Source organism: Pseudomonas imperatae (assembly GCF_057128625.1).
Genome location: NZ_JBSKHP010000045.1, coordinates 1 through 25,376, shown reverse-complemented (window position 1 = coordinate 25,376; position 25,376 = coordinate 1). Strand labels below are relative to the sequence as shown.

Below are 25,376 nucleotides of genomic sequence, written 5' to 3'. Positions count from 1 at the left end.
GGGTCTGTCTTGGCTTGCTTACCGATCGCCTCGGCAAACGCCCGGGCACGGCGAGGGTTTACGCGCACGACGGTAAAACCAGCCAGGCGAAGGGCCGCCATCACCCCCCGTTCGTAGCCGCCGGTCGCCTCAAGCAGGACCTTCTGCACGTCGCAACCGCTCAGCTTTTCGATCAGATGGGCATAACCTGTTGAGTTATTGGGGACATTGAAGCTGATGTCTTGGGGGCGAAGCCAAACTGCGAGGGAGGATTTAGCGACGTCGATACCGAGCCAGGAAATCATGGGGAACACCTCTTACACTCAAGGATGAGAGCACTCTGGTGATGCCCATGCTTGTGATGTTCGAGGTCGGCTCGTTCAACTGTTCGGGCTTGTAGCCAGAGCGGAGAGGTGAATGGCGGTTCTGCTGCTACACGTGCTTATCAACACTGCTGCCGAACAACCTGCCATTCACCGCTCTCACCTCAGATTCTATTCCCTTCTCTAGACACAAGCTGCCGAAGGCTGCGTCCGGGCGGGACCGCGGTGCGTTTGGGCGGCTGCGTCCGCTTCAGCCGCGCAATTGGCGGGCGGCGTTGCGCAGCAGCGCCTCGGTGTCGTCCCAGCCCAGGCAGCCGTCGGTCACCGACACGCCGTAGCGCATGCCCGGGCCAATGGCCTGGCAGCCTTCGAACAGGTGGCTTTCGAGCATGGTCGCCACCAGCGAACGGTCGCCGGCCAGGCGCTGGCGCAGCACGTCGTTGAACACCTCGGGCTGGCGCAGCGGGTTCTTGCTGCTGTTGGCGTGGCTGCAGTCGACCATGATGCGCGCCGGGATGCCGGCCTTACCCAGGGCGCTGTGCACCTGAGCGACGCTGTCCTGGTCGTAGTTCGGCCCGCGGTGGCCGCCGCGCAGCACCAGGTGGGTGTCGGGGTTGCCGGCGGTCTCGATGATGGCCGGGTGGCCGTCGGCCGACACGCCGAAATGGCGGTGCGGGTGGGCAGCGCTGCGCATGGCGTCGCAGGCAATGGCGATGCCGCCATCGGTGCCGTTCTTGAAGCCCACGGGCATCTTCAGGCCGCTGGCCATCTCGCGGTGGATCTGCGATTCGGTGGTGCGGGCACCGATCGCCACCCAGCTCAGCAGGTCGTCCAGGTAGCCGGCGGCCATGGGCTGCAGCAGCTCGGTGGCCAGGGGCAGGCCCATGTGCAGCATTTCGCGCATCAGGTCGCGGGACAGCTTCAGGCCGCCGACCATGTCGTCGCTGCCGTCCATGCGCGGGTCGTACGCCAGGCCTTTCCAGCCGACCGTGGTGCGCGGTTTTTCAACGTAGGCGCGCATCACCAGCAGCAATTGGCCTTTCAGGTCGCTGCCCAGGGTGGCCAGGCGCTCGGCGTATTCCAGCGCGGCTTCGGGGTCGTGCAGCGAGCAGGGGCCGACCACCACCAGCATGCGTTCGTCGCGGCCTTCGAGAATGGCGCGGATCGCGTTGCGGTGGCCGTTTACCTGGTGGGCCAGGTCGCGGCTCAGGGGCAGTTGTTGCTTGAGTTCGGTGGTGCTGGGCAGGCGTTGCAAGGCCGGGGCATTGGCGGCGGGGGCCAGGGGCTGGACGGCGGCGGTAGCGGTGGCGAGGGGCAGGGCGCTGATGGAGATGTTCATGTGTAATTTTTCCCTGGGCTGGCGGCGCAGTCTGCTGCGCTCGCTCAGCCCTATCGCGATGTTCGACTAATGACGTTTGTCTGTGTATGGCCACCCAGGCAGGACCGGTCGGAGGCGGCAAGCTGGCCCGAACGGAGGGTGGTAAATCGCCAGGCAGTGCAGTAGTCGTAGCGGTAATAGGTGGCGTAGTTCATTGCGGTAATCCTCTGTATCAAATGTGTGGAAGGCGAAAAAAACAAAACCCCCGGTCGGGAGGCCGACCGGGGGTTTTGGAGTTTCTCAAACCGGGCGACCTTGAGATCTGGCCGCCGGATATCTAGGTATCAGGCGCGCCAGTGGCTAAACCAATACCCATAGTAATAATCTGCAACAACGGCAGCGCACGCGCAGGCAACCGCTACCGGGCGACGAGCGCTGGCAGTGTGTTGAGCCTTGAGGTGAGCTGGGTGCGACATGAAATGTCTCCGTTTGAATGCGCCGAGCTTACTTCAGCGCGGCTAAATGTTTCAAGCACAATATTTTGCCCTTGCCGCGACGCCCTGCAACTCCGTAGCCGCTGCCGTAGGCTGCGCTGGCCCTATGCTTCGCTTGAGATGTTCAGGGTTCATGCTGGCCAGCGCAGCCTCCGGCAGCGGCTACGAGATAAGGGGTTGCCGTTGCAGGTGCGTTGGGGGAAATGTTGCGGCATGATGCAGGCCTTCTCGTCTCGCCAAAGGGAAGGACCCATGACCCGCCTGTGCATTGCCGCCGCCCAAGCCTGCGCCGTGGCTGGCGACCTCGCCGCCAACATCGCCCACCACCTGCGCTTCATGGACCTGGCCGCCGCCCACGGCGTGCAGTTCCTGTTGTTTCCCGAACTGTCCCTCACCGGCTACGAGCCGACGCTGGCTGCCGAGCTTGCGCTGGCGCCCGACGCGGCCGTGCTGCAACCCCTGCGCGACCGCGCACGCCAACTGGCGATGACCACTGTGGTCGGCCTGCCCCTGCGTGAAACCGGGCAAACAGGCGTGCAGGTGGGCGCGCTGGTATTGGGTGCCGATGGCCAGCAGGCGGTCTACACCAAGCAGCACTTGCACGGCGGTGAGGAGGCGTATTTCATCCCCGGCCATGGCGGTGCGCCGCTGCAACTGGGCGGCGAGCAGATTGCCCTGGCGGTGTGCGCGGACTTCGGCCAGGCCAGCCATCCACGCCTGGCACGCGAGGCCGGCGCCAGCTTGTACGCCGCCAGCGTGCTGATCGGCGAATCGGGCTACGCGGTCGATGGCGCCATCCTTCAGGGCTATGCTCAAACCCATGGCATGGCGGTGCTGGTGGCCAACCATGGTGGCGTCACCGGTGGCTGGCAGGCTGCCGGGCGCAGCGCGCTGTGGGACGCTTCCGGCTCACTTGTCGTCGAAGCCCAAGGCGCGGGCGACCAGTTGCTGCTGGCGCGCCTGGCCGCCAACGGTTGGCAGGGCAACGTGGTTCAGTTCACTTGAGGGGAGGGACGATGGAGCTTGCGCTGCGTGCGGCCACCGAGCACGACCTGACCTTCGCGCGTGACCTCACGCGCCGTGCCATGCTGCCGTACTACGGCCGCTACAGCCTGCTGTGGCAGGAAGAGGCGTTCAACCAGGCGTGGTTGTGGCGCGACAATTTCATTGTCCTGGCCGATGGCGTCGCCCAGGGGTATTTCAGCCTGAGCATCGACCGGCAGGCGCTGTTCATCCGTGAGCTGCACCTGCTGCCCGAAGCGCGCAACCGCGGCATTGGCGGGTGGGCGCTGGACCGGATCGTGGAACTGGCCCGCGAGCGGCGCCTGCCGCGGGTGCGGCTGATGGTGTTCCAGTCCAATCCGGCGCGGCACCTTTACCTGCGCAAAGGCTTTGCCGAGGTTGGCGAGGACCAGTGCTTCTGGCGCATGGAGCGCCTGAGCGGCGACTGATCCGGGGCGCCCGTCACTCTGGCGCCCGGTCCGGCAATATCCCTTCCTTCATCCCCAACAAAACGGCGACGCGGTGCGATTCCCCGCGGCGTCCCTTCTTGCGTCCCGACAGCACCTGGTAGGTGGTTGCCGGATCCACGCCATGTTCCCTGGCAAACTCTTGTACCGATTTTCCCTGCTGGTCTAGCCAGGCCCTGGCTTGTGCGGCAGTCCGTATACCGTGCATAGTTCAAGTCCGTTTTATTTGGTGTAATTGTGGTTATAAACATCACCCGATTGGGTGATTAATAAGGGATTATACATTCAAATGACTGGAATCGGTTCGCGTTTGAGGGAAGAACGGGACAGGCTTGGCCTGACCCAGAAGGAGTTCGGCGACATCGGTGGTGTCGAGCCCAACGCCCAGGGAAAATACGAAAGCGGTGAACGCACGCCCAAGGCTACGTACCTTGCCAGCGTCGCCACCCACGGGGTGGACGTGCTCTATGTGCTCACCGGGGACCGCGCGCCCATCCCCGCTGATCGGCTAAGCCAGGCCGAGGAGCATGTTCTGGGGCATTATCGGGTTCTCCCACGGGAGGGGCAGGACGCCATCCGGCACATGGCAATCAGCCTGGCGGAAATGGCCGCCAGCTACACCGCGCGCCCGCGTCGCGGGTCGCCCAAGCCTCGATGAAGGCGGCCAGGCAGGCGCATGGCGTCATGTGGATGACGCTTTGCGCTAGGTTCCGGATCCGATTTTTTGCTAAGGTGGCTAACATTCCGTAAAAGACCACAACAACGAGGTGTCTGCTTGATTAGGGTCCTAGTAGTCGATGATCATGATCTGGTACGTACGGGCATTACCCGTATGCTGGCGGACATCGACGGGCTGCAGGTAATCGGCCAGGCCGAGTCGGGTGAAGAGGCCCTGCGCCTCACGCGCGAACTCAAGCCCGACGTGGTCCTGATGGACGTCAAGATGCCTGGCATCGGCGGTCTGGAAGCCACGCGCAAGCTGTTGCGCAGCTACCCCGACATCAAGGTGGTGGCGGTGACGGTGTGCGAGGAAGACCCGTTCCCCACGCGCCTGCTGCAGGCCGGCGCTGCCGGCTACCTGACCAAGGGCGCCGGCCTGGATGAAATGATCCAGGCCATTCGCCTGGTGTTCGCCGGGCAACGCTACATCAGCCCACAGATCGCCCAGCAGCTGGCGCTCAAGTCGTTCCAGCCGCAAACCACCAACTCGCCGTTCGACCTGTTGTCCGAGCGCGAGATCCAGATTGCGTTGATGATCGTCAACTGCCAGAAAGTGCAGATCATCTCCGACAAGCTCTGCCTGTCGCCCAAGACCGTGAACACCTACCGCTACCGCATCTTCGAGAAACTGTCGATCGCCAGCGACGTGGAGCTGACGCTGTTGGCGGTACGGCACGGTATGGTTGACGCTGCACTTTGACCATGGACACCCCCTTCGATCCTTCTGCCTTCCTGTCCACCTGTAGCGGTCGCCCCGGGGTGTACCGCATGTTCGACAGCGAGGCGCGCCTGCTCTACGTGGGCAAGGCCAAGAACCTCAAGAAGCGTCTGGCCAGCTATTTCCGCAAGACTGGCCTGGCGCCCAAGACCGCCGCGCTGGTGGGGCGTATCGCCCAGGTGGAAACCACCATCACCGCCAACGAGACCGAGGCGCTGCTGCTGGAGCAGACGCTGATCAAGGAATGGCGGCCGCCGTACAACATCCTGCTGCGCGACGATAAATCGTACCCTTATGTGTTCCTGTCCGATGGCCAGTTCCCGCGCCTGAGCATTCACCGCGGGGCGAAGAAGGCCAAGGGCAAGTATTTCGGGCCTTACCCCAGCGCGGGTGCCATCCGCGAAAGCCTGGGCCTGCTGCAGAAGACCTTCTTCGTGCGTCAGTGCGAGGACAGCTACTACAAGAACCGTACCCGGCCCTGTCTGCAATACCAGATCAAGCGCTGCAAGGCGCCCTGCGTAGGCCTGGTGGAGCCGGAGGAATACGCCGAGGACGTCCGCCACTCGATCATGTTCCTCGAAGGGCGCAGCCACCAACTCACCAATGAACTGTCGGCGAGCATGGAAAAGGCCGCCATGGCCCTGGACTTCGAGAACGCCGCCTTGCTGCGCGACCAGATCGCCTTGCTGCGCCGGGTCCAGGACCAGCAGAGCATGGAAGGCGGCAGCGGCGACGTCGACGTGGTGGCGGCCTTCGTCAACCCGGGCGGCGCCTGCGTACACCTGATCAGCGTGCGCGGCGGGCGCGTGCTGGGCAGCAAGAACTTTTTCCCGCAGGTGGGCATCGAGGAGGAGGTGGCCGAGGTCATGTCGGCGTTCCTCGCGCAGTATTACCTCACCAGTTCGGAGCGCGACCTGCCCAGCGAGCTGATCGTCAACGTGGTGCCCGAGGACGTCGAAGCCCTGGTGGCCGCCATCGACAGCCTGCGCGGCCGCGAGCTCAGCGTCAGCCACCGGGTGCGTGGCACTCGCGCGCGTTGGCAGCAGCTGGCAGTGACCAACGCCGAGCAGGCCCTGAGTGCGCGCCTGGCCAACCGCCAGCACGTGGCCGCGCGGTTCGACGCCCTGGCCGAAGTGCTCAACCTCGACGAGCCGCCGCAGCGCCTGGAGTGCTATGACATCAGCCATTCCAGCGGTGAGGCCACCGTGGCCTCGTGCGTGGTGTTCGGCCCCGAGGGGCCGATCAAGTCGGACTACCGCCGTTACAATATTGAAGGTGTCACCGCTGGCGACGACTACGCCGCCATGCACCAGGCCCTGACCCGGCGCTTCAGCCGGCTCAAGGAAGGCGAGGGCAAGCTGCCCGACGTGCTGCTGGTGGACGGCGGCAAGGGCCAGCTGAACATGGCCCGCGAGGTGCTCGAAGAGCTGGCGGTGCCAGACCTGATCCTGCTGGGCGTGGCCAAGGGCACCACCCGCAAGGCCGGTTTCGAAACCCTGTACCTGAACGACGTGGCCCACGAATTCACCCTGAAGGGGGATTCGCCGGCGCTGCACCTGATCCAGCAGATCCGCGACGAGGCCCACCGTTTTGCTATCACCGGCCACCGGGCCCGGCGTGGCAAGACCCGGCGCACCTCCACCCTGGAAGGGGTGGCGGGCGTGGGGCCGAAGCGTCGACGCGATTTGTTGAAACATTTTGGTGGCTTGCAGGAGCTGTCTCGTGCAAGCATCGAAGAAATTGCCAAAGCCCCTGGCATCAGCAAAAAGCTGGCGGAGTCGATTTATGCGAATCTGCACAGCGAGTAGAATGCCCCACTCACCCAGCCGCCAGTTGTGCCGATGAATATCCCGAACCTGCTTACCGTTCTGCGCGTCCTGCTCATTCCGTTTTTCATCCTGCTGTTCTATCTCCCTTACGAGTGGAGTTATGCGGCGGCCAGCACGGTCTTCGCCATTGCCGCCGCCACTGATTGGCTGGACGGCTACCTGGCGCGTCGCCTGGAGCAGAGCACACCCTTTGGTGCGTTCCTGGATCCTGTGGCCGACAAGCTGATGGTGGCGGTGGCCCTGGTGCTGCTGGTGCAGGCCCACCACAACGTGTGGCTGACCTTGCCGGCGGCGGTGATCATCGGCCGCGAGATCGTGGTGTCGGCGCTGCGCGAATGGATGGCCGAGATTGGCGCGCGCGCCCACGTGGCGGTGTCCAACCTGGGCAAGTGGAAAACCGCTGCGCAGATGCTGGCGCTGGTGATCCTGCTGGCCAACCCGCCGGCTATTACCTTCTGGGTGCTGCTGGGCTACGGCCTGCTAGTGGTGTCGGCGGCGCTGACGCTGTGGTCCATGGCGCACTACCTGCGCGCTGCGTGGCCGCACCTGAACAGCCATTCTGAAAATAAATAAAACTTTTTTGAATCAAAGGGTTGACGGCGATTTTTAAATCGTTAGAATGGCGCCCATCAACACGACGCGGGAATAGCTCAGTTGGTAGAGCACGACCTTGCCAAGGTCGGGGTCGCGAGTTCGAGTCTCGTTTCCCGCTCCACTTTACATGTGGAGCAGCGGTTGTAAAGTTGCTTCACATTTGAGGCCGAGTAGCAAAGTGGTTATGCTCCGGATTGCAAATCCGTCTACGCCGGTTCGATTCCGACCTCGGCCTCCATTATAAACGAGCTCTGTAGATCCTTGATCTACAGAGCTTTTTTATTTCCAGGGCAGTGTAATATTTTGTCTTGGAAAGCCCCTGATGGTTGTTGCGTGATCAGGGGGGGATGTATATATTCAACGGCTCGCTGTTGTATGGCCTGATGACTTCGATGGTTATTAGCCCAGATAAACACAGCCAGCGCAGGGGACTTATAATCCCTTGCGGCAAGCAACACCGCGCTACCGCCCGAATGGCGAAATTGGTAGACGCATGGGACTTAAAATCCCCCGTTCGTAAGGACGTGCCGGTTCGACCCCGGCTTCGGGCACCAACTCCATACAAGGGCTTGCCGCACACTGTGCTGGCAGGCCTTTGTTGTTTCTGACGCTCTGTTTTTACTTTGTAACAAGACAGTCACCGTTCATGGTGCGCCTGTTTTTCCCATGTTATCGTCCGATTTTTTGGGGAAATACCCGCACCATGGACGTTTTAATCAGGCAGGTCGCCCAGCGGCCTGGCAGGAGCATCTTCCTGATCAGCCTCGTTGTACTGATGGCGCTGCAATACAAACCCGCCGTACTCAACTACACCACCCGCTTTGTCGACTTCGCCGACTACATGTTGCATCACGGCCTGACGCTGTTTCCCATCGCCGATGACTTGCAGCCGTATCCTGACTACACCATTGCCAATACGTTGTTGGTGTACCTGGCCTCGTTGCCGTTTGGCCGCTTGTCGATCCTGTCCATGGGGCTGCCCGTGTGCATCGCCGGCGCACTGATGCTGGTGTTCGTCTACAAGCTGGGGGCGCTGCACGACAAGCGCTGGGGCGCCTATGGCGTGGTGTTTTCATTATTTACCTGGGCGTTTCTCGATGGCGTAAGTTACCTGGCGCTGGATGTTTACCCGGCGCTGGTAACGCTCCTGTGTTTTTACCTGGCGTACCGCGCCGATATTAAGCAGGTGCGGGCGCAACTGCCGCTGATAGGGGTAGCGCTGGCGCTGGGCTTTTTCTTCCGCGGGCCGGTGGGGCTTATCGGGCCCACCATTGTAGTGGCGGCTTACTACACGTTGAGCCGGCAATGGCGAACGCTGTGCTACTTCCTGTTGGTTGCGGGGCTGACCCTGATGGTCGGCGTGGCATTGCTGACGTGGGCGGCCTATGTGCAAGGGGGCAGGGCGTTCATGATGGAAGTGCTGATGATGCAAGGCCTGGGGCGCGTGGCCAATACCCACGCGCCGCGCTACTACTTCTATTTCAGCGCTGGCCTGCTGACGTATGGCGTGACGGTGTTCTACGCCTTGCAGGTTATCTTCAAGCGCTGCCGGCACTTCCTGGCCGCACCGCGCCAAGCGGATACGGCGTTGCTGCTGTATCTCGCGGCCTGGTTGCTCGCGTTGCTGGTGTTCTTCACCATCCCCAACTCGAAGAAGCCGCGCTACATCCTCTCGATTACCCCGGCCATTGCCCTGCTGGCCGCCTACATCTTCGTCGACGCTGACGGGCAGTTCGCCAAGGCGCGGCGCGGCTTGTTGCGCTTTTGCCTGAACCTGCCGCTAGTGGGGCTGGCGATGTTGTTGGTGGTGGTGGCGTACAACCAGGTCGCCGCCACGCCGCTGCAGCCCAATTACCCGGTCGTCATCGGCGGCTGCCTGCTCCTGGCGCTGGCGCGCCCGCTGCTGGCCAGGCAGCTGGCCGGCCATGCGCACCGGGAGTTCATCACCCTGGCGTTCGGGTTGGTGGCGTTCCTGTGGCTGGATGCGTTCCTGTTCAATGCCAGTACCTACCAGCTGGAGCTGGCGGTGGAGCCAACGCCGAAGTTCTTGCCGTATTGGTTTTGGTGAACTGACGGTTTTGCCGAGAAGGCGGGGGAGGGTGCCAGAGTAACCGCTCCCCACCCTTGACCCAAATCACCCCCCACCCCGCATTCCCCATTTATCCTGTTTGTAGTAAAACGATTCCACGGCCGTGTTGATCCAATGCGTAGCCCCCGTGTTTCAAGGACTGAAACCATGACCCCCAGCAAAGCCCTGGCCTGCGGCCTATTGTTTTCCCCGGTGGTGGTAGCGCTGTCTGGCCACGCCGCGCCGCTTGAGCGACCGACGGTGGCCGAAGGCAACCGCGAAATCTCGATCTATGACATTCCCTTGAAGGACCAGGACAACCTCGAGTCGGCCATGACCAGCGCGCACTTGCTGCGCGCCAGCAGCGGCCCCGGCAGCGGGCCCAGTGCCGAGGAGCGGGCGCTGATCGCGGAGAAGTTGCGCCAGCGCAGGAAGCCCAGCAGCTACGTGGAAACCGTGGACAACGCCAGCATGGCCACGCGCCTGGCGCAGATGCAGGCCCAGCGCCCGGCGCGCAAGCGCGCCAACGGGCCGGGGCTGTACGAGGCGCCGCGCCTGAGCCTGACACGGCAGTGCGAGGTGCAGGCGTCGTACAAGATGGGCGTGGCCACCGATGCCGGCTTGAACGGGCTGCGCCGCTACCTGCATTGCCCGGACGGTGACCTGCTGCTGCAGGACATGGTGCTCAAGGGCGTGTCGGTAACCACCATCAAGGAGCTGGCCAACGTCGACCTGGGCGGCCACCGCGGCATGATGTACGGCGTGCGCGATGGCAATGGCAACAGCTACACCCGGCTGACCTGGGTGTCGAACAACACCCATCACCTGGCGGACAAGGCCGGCACCACGCCGCAGGTGCGCGGCTGGCTGGTGAGCTACGGCAAGGAATTGGTGGCGAAAGGGATGTGACCCTCGTAGCAGCTGCCGAAGACTGCGTCACGTACCCTGACGCCGCCAATGGAATAGAGTCTGAGGTGAGAGCGGTTAATGGCAGGTTGTTCGGCAGCAGTGTTGATAAGCACGTGTAGCAGCAGAACCGCCATTCCCCCCCCCAGGATAGTCGAGCTGCTGGAAGGCCATATCAGGTCGCGGGGCTGCGCGATAAAGGCAAAAGCGCAAAAGTGGCGTGCGGGTACTGCTGATCCGCCTAAACGCCATGCTGCGCGACGGCACGGCATGGCGGACGTAATTGGCTGGGCAAGACAGTGGCTAGGCGAATCTGTAGCAGCGGCGGGGCGGCCATCCGCCGCAGGCCGCGTCCTGGAGCAACGCAGGACCGCCGCGGGACGTAGCCTTCGGCAGCTGCTACGCGAATGCGGATACCCCATGGACCGCGTCGCCTGCATCGCGGCCAAGGCCGGCTCATACCACGAATAGTGTAGGAGCCGACTTTAGTCGCGATGCAGACGACGCCATGTCAAGACAGTTGCTGCTACGGGGTGGCGGGTTGTACAACGTCTGTAGAGGTTTTTTCCAAGGCAACGCGATAGAATTTGCTACTGTGCTGTCTGAGTCCTGACTGTCTGTTTGATTTATAAGCGGATGACCATGATTCGTGCCATTTCCGTACCGGATTGATCGGCACGCATAAGGAGATCTTCTTTGACATCCGGCGACAATTCAGCTGCCTTGGCCCAGGCCACTGACAACTGCGCGAAAGAACGCATCCACCTGCCGGGCAGCATCCAGCCCCATGGCTTCATGCTGGTGCTCGACCCCCAGAGCCTGGTGGTGCTGCAGGTCAGTGAGAACATCCAGCACTGGCTGGGCGAGCCCGCCCCCTGGTGGCTGGGGCAGGCGTTGCCGGCGTTGCTGCACAACGGCGCCCAGGTGGTACGGCTGCTGGCCGAGCGCGCCAGCGAGGAGCACAAGCCGGTGCACGTGGCGGACGTGCGCTTTGCCGTGGGCACCTATGACGGCCCGCCAATCGCACTGATGGTGCACCGCTTCGACGGTGTGCTGATCGCCGAATTCGAGCCCGCCAGCGACGTGCTGGCCGCCTATGCCAGCCTGTATCCGCTGGTGCGTACCTTCATTGGCCAACTGCAGGGTTCGCAGAGCATCCAGCAGGTGTGCGCCCAGGCGGTTGCCGAGGTCAAGCGCATCACCGGTTTCGGCCGGGTCAAGGCCTACAGTTTCGACGAGGCAGGCAACGGCCTGGTGCTGGCCGAGCAGGCCGACCCTGGTTACCCCAGTTACCTGGGCCTGTGTTTCCCCGCCTCGGACATTCCGCCCCAGGCGCGGGCGCTGTATTGCGCCAACCGCATCCGCGTGATCGAGGACGCCAACTACGTGCCGGCGGCGCTGTTGCCGCAGCTCAATCCGGTCACCGCCAAGCCGCTGGACCTCAGCCACGCGGCCTTGCGCAGCGTGTCGCCGGTGCACCTGCAGTACATGCGCAACATGGGCACCCTGGCGTCCATGTCGATTTCCATCGTGGTCGGCGGCAAGCTCTGGGGCCTGATTTCCTGCCACCACGCCGAGCCGCGCCCGGTGCGTTTCCAGAGCCGTACGGCCTGCGAGCTGCTGGGCAGCGTGTTGTCGCTGCAGATCGAATCCATGGAGCTGCACGTGCGCAACCAGCGCCTGCTGGGCGTGCGCCAGCAGATCGTGCAGCTGCTGTCGGCCATGGCCGACCGCGACAGCGTGCGCGAGGGCGCCCTGGCGCTCAGCGACACCCTGCTGGGCTTTGCCCAGGCCACGGGGGCCGCCATCATCACCTCGTCCAGCTGCGACCTGGTGGGCCAGACCCCGCCCCAGGAACTGGTGCTGGCGCTGACCGAGTGGCTGGCCGAACGTGGCGGCGGCACGGTGTTCCACAGTGACAACGTGGGCCGCGACATTTCCAGCCTGCAGGGCCTGGCCGCCCACGTGGGTGGCGTGCTGGCCGTGGCGATTTCGGAAATCCACTCTCACTACCTGATCTGGTTCAAGCCCGAGCAGGCGCGCACCGTGACCTGGGCCGGGCAGCCGGCCAAGGCGGTCAGCGCCAGCGGCGTGCTGACCCCGCGCAACAGTTTCGATAGCTGGCAGCAGACCGTGAAAGGCTTCTCCACCCCCTGGGACCCGCTGGAGGTGGAGGGCGTGGCCGAGTTGCGCACCGCGGTGCTGGGCATCGTGCTGCGCAAGGCCGAGGAGCTGGCGCAGCTGGCCGGCGAGCTCAAGCGTTCGAACAAAGAGCTGGAAGCGTTCTCCTACAGCGTGTCCCACGACCTGCGCGCGCCGCTACGGCATATCGCCGGCTACGCCGAGCTGCTGGGCGACTTCGAGGGCGAGAAGCTTTCCGAGCGCGGCCAGCGCTTCCTCGACCACATCGGCGAGTCGGCGCGCTTCGCCGGCAGCCTGGTGGACAACCTGCTGAGCTTCTCGCAGATGGGCCGCGCGGCCCTGCGCCTGTCCGACGTCGACCTGGGCGCGCTGGTGGAGGCCATCCGCCTGGAAATGGCCCCTGACTACGAAGGACGCGAGGTGCAATGGCGCATCCAGGCCCTGCCGCGGGTGGTGGCTGACGCTGCGTTCCTGCACCTGGCGCTGCGCAACCTGATCAGCAACGCCATCAAGTACAGCCGCGACAGCACCCCGGCCATCATCGAGATCGGCGCCGAGGAGCAATTGGGCGAAATCGTGGTCTATGTTCGTGATAACGGTGTGGGTTTCGACATGCAGTACGTCGACAAGCTGTTCGGCGTGTTCCAGCGCCTGCACCGCATGGAAGAGTTCGAGGGTACCGGCATCGGCCTGGCCAGCGTGCGCCGCATCATCGAACGCCATGACGGCCGCGTGTGGGCCCAGGGCAGCCTGGGCGAAGGGGCGACCTTCAGCTTCGCCTTGCCCCGGCCCGCGGCCAGCCCCCAAGACTGAATTTTTTTACCGAGGCTGCACATGCTTAAACCCATCCTGCTGGTGGAAGACAATCCACGAGACCTGGAACTGACGCTGGTGGCGCTGGAGCGCAGCCAGCTGGCCAACGAAGTGATCGTCATGCGTGACGGCGCCGAGGCGCTGGACTACCTGTTTCGCCGCAACGCCCATGCCGAGCGCCTGGAGGGCAACCCAGCGGTGCTGCTGCTGGACCTCAAGCTGCCCAAGGTCGATGGCCTGGAAGTATTGAAGGCGGTGCGCGAGACGCCCGAGCTGCGCAGCATTCCCACGGTGATGCTGACCTCGTCGCGCGAGGAGCCCGACCTGCTGCGCGCCTATGAACTGGGGGTCAACGCCTACGTGGTCAAGCCTGTGGAGTTCAAGGAGTTCGTCGCGGCGATCTCCGACCTGGGCATATTCTGGGCCGTGCTCAACGAGCCACCGCCGGGGTCGTTGCGCTTGCAGCGCCGCCCTACCTGAACCTTTAGCGGTCTACATCAAGCGAGAACGACACCTGCGTATGCTGTCCAAGCCCTTGCAATTGCTGATGATCGAAGACAGCCCGCGCGACGCCGAACTGAGCTTGCTCACGTTGGAGCGAGCCGGCCTGGTGATCGAATCGACACTGGTGTTCAACCACCAGGGTGCCGAGCAGGTCCTGCGCACCAAAGTGTTTGACCTGATTCTGTGCGACTTCCTGCTGCCGGGGTCCTCCGGGGCCCAGGTGCTGCAGCGTGCGCGGGAAATTGCCCCGCAAACCCCGTTCATTTTCCTCTCCGGCGTGTTCGGCGAGGAAAACGCCGTGGAGATGATGCGCCTGGGCGCCATCGACTACGTGCTCAAGCAGAACCTGAGCCTGCTGCCCAAGGCCGTGAAGCGCGCCCTGGCCGAGGTGGACGAACGTCGCCAGCGCGTGCGCGCCGAGGAAAACCTGCAGCAGGTGGAAGTGCGTGCGCGCCTGGCCATCGATGCCGCGCAGATGGGCGTGTGGGACCTGTCGCCGGTCACCGGCCTGCTGCTGTGGGACGAGCGCTGCCGGGCGCTGTACGGCATTCCTGAATCCACGCCCATCGACCTGGATTATTTTCTCGTCCACTGCCACCCCGAGGATCGCCCGCTGGTGGAGGCCAGGATGGCCCAGGCCATGTCGCCCGAGGGCAACGTCGGCTACCAGGCCGAATACCGCGCGCTGCTGCCCGATGGCGGCGAGCGCTGGCTGTCCACCAGTGGCCGGGCGTTCTTCGAGGGCCTGGTGTGCGTGCGCTTCACCGGCGTGATCCAGGACATCACCGAGCAGAAACAAGCCACCGAAGCCTTGCAGCGCCTCAATGAGCTGCTCGGCGACCGGGTGGAAAAACGCACCCGCGAACGCGACCGCACCTGGGAATTGTCCCGCGAGCTGCTGGCGGTGATGCGCTTCGACATGTCGCCCATCGCCCTCAACCCGGCCTGGGAAGACGCCCTGGGCTGGTCGCGGCAGACTCTGGGGCAGATGCAGTTGTGGGAGCTGGTGCACCCCAACGACATCGGCGCCACGGTGCGCGAGACCGAGAACATCGCCAGCGGCAATGTCTCTACGCGCTTCGTCAACCGCATGCGCCACGCCGACGGCGACTACCGCTGGCTGTCCTGGACCATCGTGCCCGACGAAGAGCTGATGTACGCCGCAGTGCGTGATATCACCAGCGAACGCATGGTGCTCGACGAACTGGCCGCGGCCAACGAACAGCTGCGCCAGCAGATCAAGGAGCGCGAGCGCATCGAGGCCACGTTGCAGCAGATGCAGCGGCTGGAGGCGGTGGGGCAACTCACGGCCGGCGTCGCCCACGACTTCAACAACCTGCTGACGGTGATCCTCACCAGCGCCACCTTCCTGTCCCGCGACCTGGAACGCGGGGTGCACGAGAAGGTGCAAAGCCGCCTGCACAACATTCGCGAGGCGGGCGAGCGTGGCGCCAAGCTTACCGCCCAGCTGCTGGCGTTCTCGCGTCGGCAACGGCTGGAACCGATTCCGGTCAACCTCAACGACACCGTGTTCGGCATGTTCGAGCTGCTGCAGCGCACCCTGGGCGGCAGCATCTGGATCCAGACCCACACCGATGACGGCCTGTGGAGCGCCCTGGTCGACCCGACCCAGACCGAGATGATCATCCTCAACCTGGCCATCAACGCCCGCGACGCCATGCCCGGGGGCGGCACCCTGCGCCTGGCGACCCGTAATGAAATCGTCGAGCGCCCGGCGCAGCACCCCCAGGACCCCGAGCCGGGAGCCTACGTGGTGCTATCGATTGGCGACACCGGCAGTGGCATGAGCGCCCAAGTGCTGGCCAAGGCCTTCGAGCCGTTCTTCACCACCAAGGACATCGGCAAGGGCTCGGGCCTGGGCCTGGCCCAGGTGTTCGGCTTCGCCAAGCAGTCGGGCGGCGGCGTGGGTATTGTCACGGCGCCGGGGCAGGGCACCACGGTGGACGTCTACCTGCCGGCCCTGGCCGCCCATGTCGAGCGGCCGGTGGCCGTCGTTGCCACCAGCGTCGAGCGCCCGCTCAGCGGCGGCGACCGCACGGTGCTGCTGGTGGACGACGACCACCAGGTGCGCGAGCTGACCGCGCAGCTGCTGGCGCGCCTGGGCTACCGGGTGCTGGAAGCCGCCAGCGGGCAGGCCGCGCTGGACGTCTTGAGCGAGCAGGTGGATGTGCTGGTGACCGACTACGCCATGCCTGGCATGAACGGCGCGCAGCTGGCGCAGGTGGCGAGGGGAGTATTCCCCGGGCTGCCGGTGGTGTTCATCACCGGTTATGCGGACATGGGCGGCTTCGAGGGGCAGGACCCGCTGGTGGTGCAGAAACCGTTCCGTGACGACGAGCTGGCGGACAAGCTCGAGCAGGCATTGATGCCCGAGCGCAGCCTTGCGGACACGCGGCCGCTGCCCTGAGTGAACAGGGGCACCTTCAGCGCTGTGGGTGCTTGGAAGACGTGCGACTGGGCCTAAGGCCCAGGCGGCAAGGCGGGAACGCAGGAGACCTTAGTGGTTGTGGTCTTCTTTTTCGGGGGCAGGGCTGCCGGCCTGAATGCGTTTGTAGATTTCTTCGCGGTGAACCTGGACTTCCTTCGGCGCGTCGATGCCGATGCGGACCTGCATCCCCTTTACGCCCAGGATGGTAATTTTGATGTCGTCGTTGATGACGATGGTCTCGCCTACTTTACGGGTGAGTATCAGCATGTGCTGCTCCTTGCTGGGTCAGTGAGTCCACTTATGACGTTTGGGTCGGGATTGAGACGCACAGGACCGGATTAAATTCCCCGAACTTGCCTTGATCCGGTCTTTTCAGAATTGGAAACAAATAAGTATCAGGATGTGATGCATGCCATTATGGCTGTTTCCGCGCGTTTGCGCCTGCCTGAATGAAAAACTTCATTGCGCATGCACAATTCGTCATGCCCCAGGGCCCCGGACGCGGCCTGGCGGCCGCTGCTACGGGATCGTGCACGGGGGTCACGGTTGCCAATGGGTGCGCTGGCCCCCCAGCTTGCGGTCGAGGAAGCTGGCCGCGCTGATCAGCGCCAGGTGCGACAGCGCCTGGGGCGTGTTGCCCAGGTGGCAGCCCTGGCGGTCGAACTCCTCGGCGTACAGGCCCAGGGGGTTGGCGTAGCGCAACAGCTGCTCGAATTCCAGGTGCGCCTGCTCCACCCGGCCGGCCCGCGCCAGGCACTCCACGTACCAGAAGCTGCACGCGGTGAAGGCGCCTTCCTCGCCGTCCAGGCCGTCGCCGCTGCGGTAGCGGTAGACCATGCCGTCACGCACCAACTCGCGCTCGATCACCGCCAGCGTCGCCAGCCAGCGCGGGTCGCTGGCGCCGACGAAGCGCACCAGCGGCATCAACAGCAGGGCGGCGTCGACGTCGCGGCTGCCCAGGTGCTGCACGAAGTGCCCGGCGTCGGCGTCCCAGAAGTTGTTCCAGATGTCGGCGTGGATGGCCTGGCGCACCTCGTCCCAACGGGCGAAGGGTGCCGGCAATGAACGCTTGTTGGCCAGGCGCAGGGCGCGGTCCAGGGCCACCCAGCACATCAGCCGCGAGTGCAGGAAGTGCTGCGGGTTGTCGCGCATCTCCCAGATGCCCACGTCCTTGCTTTGCCAGCGCTCGCACACCTTGTCCACCAGGGTGCAGACATTGGTCCAGCCTTCGTGGGAGATGGCCTCGCCGTATTTGTTCGCCAGGTACACCGCGTCCAGCAGCTCGCCGTAGATGTCCAGCTGGGTCTGGGTGTAGGCGTCGTTGCCGATGCGCACCGGGCGCGCGCCGCCGTGGCCGGCCAGCTGCGGCAATTCACTCTCCGGCAGCTGCTGGCGGCCGTCCAGGGCGTACATCAGGCGCAGGTCGACCTTCTCCTGGCAGCAGTCGCTGACCCGCGCGCGCACCCAGCGCACGTAGTCGTTGGCCTCTTCGCTGAAGCCCAGGCGCATGAACGCGTAGACGGTGAACGAGGCATCGCGGATCCAGGTGTAGCGGTAATCCCAGTTGCGCGCGCCGCCGGCCTGCTCGGGCAGGCCGAAGGTGGGGGCGGCGATGATGCCGCCGTGCTTGCGTGAGGTCAGCAGCTTCAGCGCCAGGGCCGAGCGGTGGACCATCTCGCGCCAGCGGCCCTGGTAGTGGGACTGGCGCAGCCAGTCGCGCCAGAACTTCAGGGTGTGTTCGAAGCAGCTCAGGCCCTGGCCGGCGCGCACCAGCGGGTCGTCGTCGCCGCCCAGGATGAATTCGGCGCACTCGCCTTCGGCCAGTTCGAACTCGGCCAGCGCCCAACCGTCACCCGTGGCGCTCAGTGCCTGGCAGGACGCCAGGCGCAGGCCCGGCTGGCCGTCGGCGGTGAAACAGACGCTGTCGCCGTCCTGCCGGGCGCTGGAGGCGGCGCGGCTGTAATCGTGGCGCACCCGGCAGCGCATGCGCACCTGGGCGCTGCCGTTGACCACGCGGATGCGCCGCACCAGGCGCGGCAGGTCATCGGCGGTCTCGCCGATGGGCATCAGGTCGGTGATCTCCACCACCGCGTCATGGTCGATCCAGCGGGTCTGCAGGATGTTGCTGTCGGGCAGGTAGATCTGCTGGCGGCGCGCGTCTGGCAGCACCGGGCCGAGTTCGAATACCCCGGCGTCGGGGGTGTCCAGCAGTGCGGTGAAAATCGACGGGCTGTCGAAATCCGGCCAGCAGAAGAAGTCCACCGCGCCGGTGTCGGCGATCAGGGCGGCGCTGCGCATGTCGCCGATGATGCCGTGGGCCTGGATGGGGCGCTGCGAATTGTGTTCAGCCATTGTCTTTGAATCCTGGGTAAAGGCTCATGCCGCCATCGATGAACAGGGTGGTGCCGTGCACGTAGTCCGAGGCATCGGAGGCCAGCCAGACCACGGCGTTGGCCACGTCCTCGACCTCACCCAGGCGGCCATAGGGAATCAGTTCCAGCAGGCGCCTGGCGTTGTCGCCCGCCGTGGTGTCCTGGTTGATGGCCGTGCGCACCGCGCCCGGGGCGATGGCGTTGACGCGGATGCGCTGGCCGCCCACTTCCTGGGCGATGCTGCGCATCAGCAGGTCGACCGCGCCCTTGGAGGCGGCGTAGTTGGCGTGGCCGGCCCAGGGAATCAGCTGGTGCACCGAGCTCATGTGGATGATCTTGCCCAGCGCCCGCGACACCCAATGCCGCGGGCCCTGGCGGGTGAACTGGCGCAGGGCCTCGCGGGCACAGAGGAACTGGCCGGTGACATTCACCTCCAGCACCTGGTTCCAGTCGGCCAGGGTCATGTCGACGGTGGCGGCGTCGCGTTGCAGGCCGGAGTTGGCCAGCAGGATGTCCAGCGCGCCGAAGGTCTCCACGGTGCGGGCGAACAGGGCCTGCACCTGGTCCTCTTTTGACACGTCGGCCTGCACGGCGATGGCCTTGCCGCCCTGCTGGCGTATGCGCTCGGCCAGCTGTTCGGCGGGCTCGCCGTGGCGGTTGTAATTGATTACCACCGCGGCGCCGGCCTCGGCCAGGGCCAGCGCGGCGCCGGCGCCCAGCCCAGAGCTGGCGCCGGTCACCAGCGCGACCTGATGTTGCAGGGAAATGTGCATGCCGTTCTCCGGGCAATGGGCGTGCACAGTCGACTGGCGCGCGGCGCCAGGAGTTCAGCGCAAATCCCTGCCCTGTAGCAGCGGCCACAGGCCGCGTCCAAACATTCCGCGCACCCCCAGGCGGACCGCGTCGTAGCCTGACGCAGCCTGCGGCAGCTGCTACGCGGGTAAGCGTTGCACGATTCTGTAGCAGCGGCCGCTGGCCGCGTCCGAACGCCGCGCGCATCCCCAGGCAGACGGCGTCGCAGCCTGACGCAGCCTGCGGCAGCTGCTACGGGGGGGTGTTTGCAAGCGTTGCGGCAAGGTAGGGGGCGGTCTTGCTGGCCTTCGCGCTCGCCACCGTCTCCGGGCGCCCGTTGGCCACCACCGTGCCGCCCTTGTCGCCAGCCCCCGGCCCCATGTCGATCACCCAGTCACTCTGGGCCACCACGCGCATGTCGTGCTCCACCACGATCACCGTGTTGCCGGCGTCCACCAGGCCGTTGAGCTGCGCCAGCAGGCGGTCGACGTCGCAGGGGTGCAGGCCGGTGGTGGGTTCGTCCAGCACGTACAGGGTGGCGCCGCGCTGGCCACGTTGCAGTTCGGTGGCCAGCTTGATGCGCTGGGCCTCGCCGCCCGACAGCTCGGTGGCCGGCTGGCCCAGGCGCAAATAGCCCAGGCCGATGTCGCGCAGCACCGTCAGCGCACGGCTGATGGCCGGCTGCCCGGTGAACACCGCGCAGGCCTGGTCCACGGTGAGCTGCAGCACCTGGGCGATGTTCAGGCCCAGGCATTGCACCTCCAGCGTCTGCGGGCTGTAGCGGGCGCCGTGGCAGGTGGGGCAGGGCGCGTAGACGCTGGGCATGAACAGCAGCTCGACGCTGACGAAGCCTTCGCCCTCGCACTGCGGGCAGCGCCCCTTGGCGACGTTGAAGGAGAACTGCCCGGCGTCGAAGCCACGCTCGCGGGCCTGGGGCGTGGCGGCGAACAGCTTGCGCACCTGGTCGAACAGGCCGGTGTAGGTGGCAAGGTTTGAACGGGGGGTGCGGCCGATGGGTTTCTGGTCGACCTTCACCAGCCGCTGGATGGCGGCCATGCCGTCGACGATATGCCCTGACTCGGTGACCGGCGCCGCGTCTTCCAGCGGGTTGTCCTGGCCTTCTTCTTCATCGGGCAGGGCGTGGCCCAGGGCGGTGGCCACCAGCTCCAGCAGCACCTGGCTGACCAGGCTGGACTTGCCCGAACCGGACACGCCGGTGACGGCCGTGAAGGCGTGCAGCGGGAACGCCACCGCCAGTCGGTGCAGGTTGTTGCGGGTGACGTCGGCCAGCTTCAGCCAGTCGCGCACCGGGCGTCGGGGGAAGGGCACCGGCACCGCGCCGCCATACAGGTGCAGGCGCGTCTGCGATTCTTCGATATCACTCAGGCCATGGGGCGGCCCGCTGAACAACACGGTGCCGCCGTGCTCGCCAGCGGCAGGGCCGACGTCCACCAGCCAGTCGGCGCGGCGCATGGTCTCCAGGTCGTGCTCCACCACGAACAGCGAATTACCGGCGGCCTTCAAACCCTGCAACGCCGTGAACAACGCCTCGCCATCGGCCGGGTGCAGGCCGGCCGAGGGCTCGTCGAGCACGTAGATCACCCCGAACAGCTGGGAATTGAGCTGAGTGGCCAGGCGCAGGCGCTGCAGCTCGCCGGACGACAGCGTCGGCGTGCTGCGCTCCAGCGCCAGGTAGCCCAGGCCCAGGTCGGTGAGGGTGTGCAGGCGCTGCAGCAGGTCATGGGCCAGGCGCTGCGCGGCCAGCTGCTTTTCCACCGACAGCCCGGCGCTGGCGCTGGGGCCATGGGCCGCCAGGGGCTTCAGTACCTCGGCCAGGCGCGCCAGCGGCATCTGCGACAGCTCGCCGATGTCCAGCCCGGCGAAGGTCACCTGAAGCGCCGCCTGCTTCAGGCGCTTGCCCTGGCACAGCGGGCAGAGGGCGCCGCGCATGAACTGGCTGACGCGCTTTTTCATCAGCGCGCTCTGCGAGTGAGTAAAAGTGTGCAGCACGTAGCGCCGGGCCCCGGTGAAGGTGCCTTGGTAGCTGGGCTCCAGCTTGCGCTTGAGCGCCTGGCGGGTCTCGGCCGGGGTGAAGCCGGCGTACACCGGCACCGTGGGTTGTTCCTCGGTGTACAGGATCCAGTCGCGTTGCTCGCGGGGCAGGTCGCGCCAGGGGATGTCCACGTCATAGCCCAGGGTCACCAGAATGTCGCGCAGGTTCTGGCCCTGCCAGGCGGTGGGCCAGGCGGCCACGGCGCGCTCGCGAATGGTCAGCGAGTCGTCGGGCACCATGGTCTGCTCGTTTACCTCGTACACCCGGCCCAGGCCATGGCACTCGGGGCAGGCGCCCTGGGGCGTGTTGGGCGAGAAGTCCTCGGCATAGAGAATGCCCATGCCCGCCGGGTAGTGCCCGGCACGTGAGTACAGCATGCGCACCAGGCTGCCCAGGGTGGTCACGCTGCCTACCGAGGAGCGCGTGCTGGGCGTGCCCCGTTGCTGTTGCAGGGCCACGGCAGGTGGCAGGCCGTCGATGGCGTCGACGTCCGGCACCCCGACCTGGTCGATCAGCCGCCGCGCATAGGGCGCCACGGATTCGAAGTAGCGCCGCTGCGCCTCGGCGTACAACGTGCCGAAGGCCAGGGACGATTTGCCCGAGCCCGACACCCCGGTGAATACCACCAATGCATCCCGGGGAATGTCCACATCGACGTTCTTGAGGTTGTGCTCGCGGGCACCGCGCACGCGCACGTAGCCGGACTGGCCGATCGGTTTCATGGGGCTGCACCTGCAATGGCGATCACGTCTTATAACCGACCGTCGGCAGTTGGCAAAGTGCGCCGCAATTATAGCTGCGCGTCGAAGACGATGGTGACGTTGCCGCTGTATTGCCGGCCGGGGCGCTTCATCATGGTTGCCACGTGCGGCGCCTCCACTGAGTAATGCAGCCGCCCAGGCCGTCCGGTGCTGATGCCCACGCTCTGGAAGGCCAGGGCCTGGGCTTCCCCCAACCGCAGCGGCAATGCGTGGACAGGGTTGCCCTTGTGGCGAATTTCCGTGGGCAGGGATACTGCCACTTTCAAGGGTACCCGGTGGCCACTGACTGGCTCGCGGATACTGCACTGGTTGCTCAGGAGGGTGTCGCATTTGAGGTACATCTTCATGGGCGCCGACGCCGATATCAGGAACGGGTGTACCCGTTCCAGGCGCGGCGGCGGGTTGCGAGCGCCAGCCCAGCGGCCCCAGCCACCCTCGGGCTCGAGCACCGCGCGATGGGAGTTGGCCGGGAAATCCACGCGCAGCTCATGTTGCACGGTCAGGACGAAATTGAAGGTGACCTGCGAGTTGTCGTAGCGGCCGCTGCCCAGGTCAATCTGCCGTCCTGGCCCCAGGGTGTAGCTGACGCTGCCGCGGTAGGTGCCGTTGTTCAAGGCAAAGGGGTTGGGGTTTTCCAGCTCGTAGCCAATCGAGACTTCATCCACCGCACCCACGTAGGGGCCCAGTTTGTCGCCCGTGGGCGGCCGGCTGCAGGTGTTCCAACCGAGGGGAACCGTCCAGGCGAAATCATAGATGTGCGCCGTGCCGTTGCCGGTGCGACCTTTGCAGATGCCGCTGCTGGCACCATAGGCGCCTGCACGGTTGGCCACGCCCGAAATGCCGCCGGTCGTGCCGCCAGGGGTCAGGGGGCCGCGCACGTAGCGGCGCGCCAGCAGGTTGAGGCGGAACCGCAGCGGGACAGTGTTAGCGCTGCGGTCATGGCTGACGTCGACGGTTTTCCAGCCCCCGTCCACGCGTTGGTAGTTATGGCTTTCAATGGGCCCAGGCACTACCCATTCGCGCTCGATGGTCAAGGGGAAGGTGAGGGTGAAGTCACCAGGCCGGCAGTGGTTCGCGTGTTTGAGGCAATAGCCGGATTGCGGCGTGGTGTTCACGAATTTCACGGCGTTGGATGAGCTTACACGTGGAATGAATTCTGCGCTGATGGTCATTTCACCCGCCTGCACAGGCAGGCTGGCCAGCGCCAGCAACGCGACTCGAATATGCAACCCAGGGCACATGGCAACTGCTCCGTTCCTGTTCAGAGGGAAGAGCTTGCCGTTTGAACAGGAGGGTTGTCTGTAGGGCGTTTCCCAAAATGCGCCCACGAGCTGCCGGCTCACAACTGGGCGTCAAACACCACCGTTACCTCGCCCTGGTACTGGCGCCCCGTGTACTGCATCATCGCCGCCACATAGGGTTGCTCCACCGAGTAGTGCAGGCGCGCCTGGCGACCCGCTGCAACGGCCACGTTCTGAAACTGCAAGGCCCTGGCCTCGCCCAGCGGCAAGGGCCGCTCACGGACTACCGCACCGTTGTGCCGCACCTCGCTGGGTAGCGTTACCGCTACCACGATGGGTACCTGGTGGCCGCTGACCGGCTCGCGAATACTGCATTGGTCGCCCAGGGGGGCTTCGCACTTGAGGTACATTTTCATCGGGGCCGAGGCCCAGATCAGGAATGGGTGAGTGCGCCGCAACCGCGCAGGTGGCCGGCCGCCCTGCTGCCAGCCACCGTCGGGTTCAAGCACGGCATGGTCGCTGCCATCGGGGAAATCCACGCGCAGTTCGTGCTGCACCTTGAGTTCGAAATTGAAATTGATCTGGTCTTCGTCGTACTGGCCGCTGCCCAGGTCAATCTGCATGCCTGGGCCCAGGCTGTAGCGCAGGCTGCCGCGGTAGGTGCCGTTGCCCAGTGCAAAGGGGTTTGGGGCCTCCAGTTCATAGCCCACGGAAATCTGGTTGAGGTTGCCAGCATAAGGGCCCATCACGCCGGCCGCGGGTGGCCGGGTGCAGGTGACGACCCCTTCGGGCACGCTCCAGGCAAATGAGTACAGGGCATCGGCGCCGGCTCCCACCCGGCCCTGACAACCGCCTGTGCTTGCTCCCGACACTCCGGCGCGGTTGGCGATGATGCCAATGCTGCCCACTTCGCCGCCGGGCATCAGGGTGCCGCGGTTGTAGCGCCGGCCAAGCAGGTTCAGGCGAAAGCGCACCGGTGCTGGTGCGGCGCCATTGTCCCCTGTGACCCACACGGTTTTCCATTCGCCGTCTACGCGCTGGTAGTTGTGACCCTCGATGGCGCCGGGGGTTATCCATTCGCGTTGGATGGTCAGGGGAAACAGGATGGTGAAGTCCCCGGGGCGGCAACTTGGGTTGTTATTCGCGCAGTAGCCCGATACCGGCGTGGTGTTGACGAACTTGACGTTGCCGGGCGAGCTGACGCGTGGGATGAATTCGGCGGTGATGTCCAGCTCGCTGGCCCAGCCTGGCGTGGTGAGCAGCGTCAGGCCTAGCGAGGCAAGTTGCAGATGAGCCCTGTTCATGTGGCGTCCCTTCCAATGTGCTTTCAAGAAACAGCCATTGTTGTGGGTAAAGACGGCCTATTCTGTAGGACTTTTCCTAAAGAAACCTCCCGGCGCGAAGTGGCCGGGCGGCTCTCAGATGGAGAAGTTGAACGCCACGGAGATCCGCGGGCGGTCGCCCTCGTAGCGCCGCACCGAGTGCAACAGCCAGGAAGGAAACATCAGCAGCGTGCCGCTTTGCGGCGTGTGGGCGTGGCCCGCGCCGGCGCCCAGGCAGCCTTCGATGCGCATGCGCAGCGCCGGGTCGAGCAGCATGGGCGTGATGCCGCGCGGGTCGACGAACTCCAGTTCGCCGCCCAACCCCGCGCCAGCGGGTAGGCGGCGAGGCTGTGATCCAGGCTGTATCCAGCCTGTGACCTGGCCTGTGACCTGGCCTGTGACCTGGCTTGTGACCTGGCCTGTGACCTGCTGTTGATCTGGCTCTTGATCTTGATTGTATGCCCCGTAAAGCGCCCGGGCCGACTGGAGGCGTCGCTCAACGGGCTGCC

21 protein-coding genes and 3 tRNA genes are annotated in these 25,376 nt (G+C 65.1%); 14 read left to right on the top strand and 10 right to left on the bottom strand.

The features are described 5' to 3' along the window. Both ACWKWX_RS31760 and ACWKWX_RS31755 read right to left on the bottom strand, forming a co-directional pair. Nucleotides 1–284: IS110 family transposase (locus tag ACWKWX_RS31760; protein WP_483829844.1), on the bottom strand; the 284-nt coding region annotated here is incomplete at its 3' end. A 268-nt stretch (nucleotides 285–552) separates the two neighbouring features. After that, nucleotides 553–1,641, bottom strand: coding sequence for a 3-deoxy-7-phosphoheptulonate synthase (locus ACWKWX_RS31755; protein ID WP_416423347.1), 1,089 nt, complete (start codon nucleotides 1,639–1,641; stop codon nucleotides 553–555). Nucleotides 1,642–2,366: 725 nt separating this feature from the next. On the opposite strand from ACWKWX_RS31755, the gene ACWKWX_RS31750 reads away from it, so the two are divergent. Next, nucleotides 2,367–3,119: a carbon-nitrogen hydrolase family protein gene (locus ACWKWX_RS31750; protein WP_483829843.1), complete on the top strand. Its 753-nt coding sequence runs from the start codon at nucleotides 2,367–2,369 to the stop codon at nucleotides 3,117–3,119. A gap of 11 nt (nucleotides 3,120–3,130) precedes the next feature. Beyond that, a complete protein-coding gene (locus ACWKWX_RS31745; protein WP_416423349.1) occupies nucleotides 3,131–3,565 on the top strand; it encodes a GNAT family N-acetyltransferase in 435 nt (144 codons plus the stop codon). A gap of 13 nt (nucleotides 3,566–3,578) precedes the next feature. On the opposite strand, the gene ACWKWX_RS31740 is transcribed toward ACWKWX_RS31745, so the two are convergent. Beyond that, entirely contained in the window at nucleotides 3,579–3,791 is a 213-nt protein-coding gene (locus tag ACWKWX_RS31740; protein ID WP_416423350.1) for a DNA-binding protein, read from the bottom strand. An 81-nt stretch (nucleotides 3,792–3,872) separates the two neighbouring features. Between ACWKWX_RS31740 and ACWKWX_RS31735 the strand changes: the two genes are divergently transcribed. From ACWKWX_RS31735 to ACWKWX_RS31680, 12 genes are all read left to right on the top strand, one after another. Next, nucleotides 3,873–4,241, top strand: coding sequence for a helix-turn-helix domain-containing protein (locus ACWKWX_RS31735; protein WP_416423351.1), 369 nt, complete (start codon nucleotides 3,873–3,875; stop codon nucleotides 4,239–4,241). A gap of 117 nt (nucleotides 4,242–4,358) precedes the next feature. After that, on the top strand, nucleotides 4,359–5,003 hold the full coding sequence (gene gacA / locus ACWKWX_RS31730) for a response regulator transcription factor GacA (RefSeq protein ID WP_416423352.1): 645 nt from the start codon (nucleotides 4,359–4,361) through the stop codon (nucleotides 5,001–5,003). A gap of 2 nt (nucleotides 5,004–5,005) precedes the next feature. Continuing rightward, on the top strand, nucleotides 5,006–6,829 hold the full coding sequence (gene uvrC / locus ACWKWX_RS31725; protein WP_416423353.1) for an excinuclease ABC subunit UvrC: 1,824 nt from the start codon (nucleotides 5,006–5,008) through the stop codon (nucleotides 6,827–6,829). 33 nt (nucleotides 6,830–6,862) lie between these two features. Further along, nucleotides 6,863–7,423, top strand: coding sequence for a CDP-diacylglycerol--glycerol-3-phosphate 3-phosphatidyltransferase (gene pgsA / locus ACWKWX_RS31720; RefSeq protein WP_416423354.1), 561 nt, complete (start codon nucleotides 6,863–6,865; stop codon nucleotides 7,421–7,423). Between the two features lie 66 nt (nucleotides 7,424–7,489). Continuing rightward, a tRNA-Gly gene (locus ACWKWX_RS31715) sits at nucleotides 7,490–7,565 on the top strand. 43 nt (nucleotides 7,566–7,608) lie between these two features. Continuing rightward, nucleotides 7,609–7,682 (top strand) — tRNA-Cys (locus tag ACWKWX_RS31710). Between the two features lie 229 nt (nucleotides 7,683–7,911). Next, nucleotides 7,912–7,998 (top strand) — tRNA-Leu (locus ACWKWX_RS31705). 149 nt (nucleotides 7,999–8,147) lie between these two features. Continuing rightward, nucleotides 8,148–9,512 (top strand): ArnT family glycosyltransferase, encoded by a 1,365-nt coding sequence (locus ACWKWX_RS31700; RefSeq protein WP_483829842.1) that lies wholly within the window; start codon nucleotides 8,148–8,150, stop codon nucleotides 9,510–9,512. Between the two features lie 168 nt (nucleotides 9,513–9,680). Then, nucleotides 9,681–10,421: a hypothetical protein gene (locus ACWKWX_RS31695; protein WP_416423358.1), complete on the top strand. Its 741-nt coding sequence runs from the start codon at nucleotides 9,681–9,683 to the stop codon at nucleotides 10,419–10,421. A gap of 693 nt (nucleotides 10,422–11,114) precedes the next feature. Then, nucleotides 11,115–13,373 carry an ATP-binding protein gene (locus tag ACWKWX_RS31690; RefSeq protein WP_416423359.1) on the top strand — a complete coding sequence of 753 codons (2,259 nt, stop codon included), beginning with the start codon at nucleotides 11,115–11,117 and terminating at the stop codon, nucleotides 13,371–13,373. A 21-nt stretch (nucleotides 13,374–13,394) separates the two neighbouring features. Then, nucleotides 13,395–13,853 (top strand): response regulator, encoded by a 459-nt coding sequence (locus ACWKWX_RS31685; RefSeq protein WP_416423360.1) that lies wholly within the window; start codon nucleotides 13,395–13,397, stop codon nucleotides 13,851–13,853. 40 nt (nucleotides 13,854–13,893) lie between these two features. Next, complete coding sequence (locus ACWKWX_RS31680; RefSeq protein WP_416423361.1) at nucleotides 13,894–16,305, top strand: response regulator; 2,412 nt, start codon at nucleotides 13,894–13,896, stop codon at nucleotides 16,303–16,305. Nucleotides 16,306–16,395: 90 nt separating this feature from the next. Here the strand turns inward: ACWKWX_RS31680 and csrA are convergent, their stop codons facing one another. The 7 genes from csrA to ACWKWX_RS31645 all read right to left on the bottom strand — a co-directional run bounded on the left by csrA (nucleotide 16,396) and on the right by ACWKWX_RS31645 (nucleotide 25,188). Continuing rightward, nucleotides 16,396–16,593: a carbon storage regulator CsrA gene (gene csrA / locus ACWKWX_RS31675; protein ID WP_027979421.1), complete on the bottom strand. Its 198-nt coding sequence runs from the start codon at nucleotides 16,591–16,593 to the stop codon at nucleotides 16,396–16,398. Nucleotides 16,594–16,866: 273 nt separating this feature from the next. Then, a complete protein-coding gene (locus tag ACWKWX_RS31670) occupies nucleotides 16,867–18,678 on the bottom strand; it encodes a glycoside hydrolase family 15 protein (protein WP_483829841.1) in 1,812 nt (603 codons plus the stop codon). After that, entirely contained in the window at nucleotides 18,671–19,471 is an 801-nt protein-coding gene (locus tag ACWKWX_RS31665) for a glucose 1-dehydrogenase (RefSeq protein ID WP_416423363.1), read from the bottom strand. The genes ACWKWX_RS31670 and ACWKWX_RS31665 overlap by 8 nt, the downstream gene beginning before the upstream one ends. A 271-nt stretch (nucleotides 19,472–19,742) precedes the next feature. Beyond that, a complete protein-coding gene (locus tag ACWKWX_RS31660; protein WP_483829840.1) occupies nucleotides 19,743–22,265 on the bottom strand; it encodes an excinuclease ABC subunit UvrA in 2,523 nt (840 codons plus the stop codon). A 68-nt stretch (nucleotides 22,266–22,333) separates the two neighbouring features. After that, nucleotides 22,334–23,533: a hypothetical protein gene (locus ACWKWX_RS31655; RefSeq protein WP_483829839.1), complete on the bottom strand. Its 1,200-nt coding sequence runs from the start codon at nucleotides 23,531–23,533 to the stop codon at nucleotides 22,334–22,336. 110 nt (nucleotides 23,534–23,643) lie between these two features. Next, the gene (locus ACWKWX_RS31650; RefSeq protein ID WP_483829838.1) at nucleotides 23,644–24,849 is read right to left on the bottom strand and encodes a hypothetical protein; all 1,206 of its coding nucleotides are present in this window, start codon (nucleotides 24,847–24,849) and stop codon (nucleotides 23,644–23,646) included. A 114-nt stretch (nucleotides 24,850–24,963) separates the two neighbouring features. After that, nucleotides 24,964–25,188, bottom strand: coding sequence for a putative 2OG-Fe(II) oxygenase (locus ACWKWX_RS31645; protein WP_483829837.1), 225 nt, complete (start codon nucleotides 25,186–25,188; stop codon nucleotides 24,964–24,966). Nucleotides 25,189–25,376: the final 188 nt, after the last annotated feature.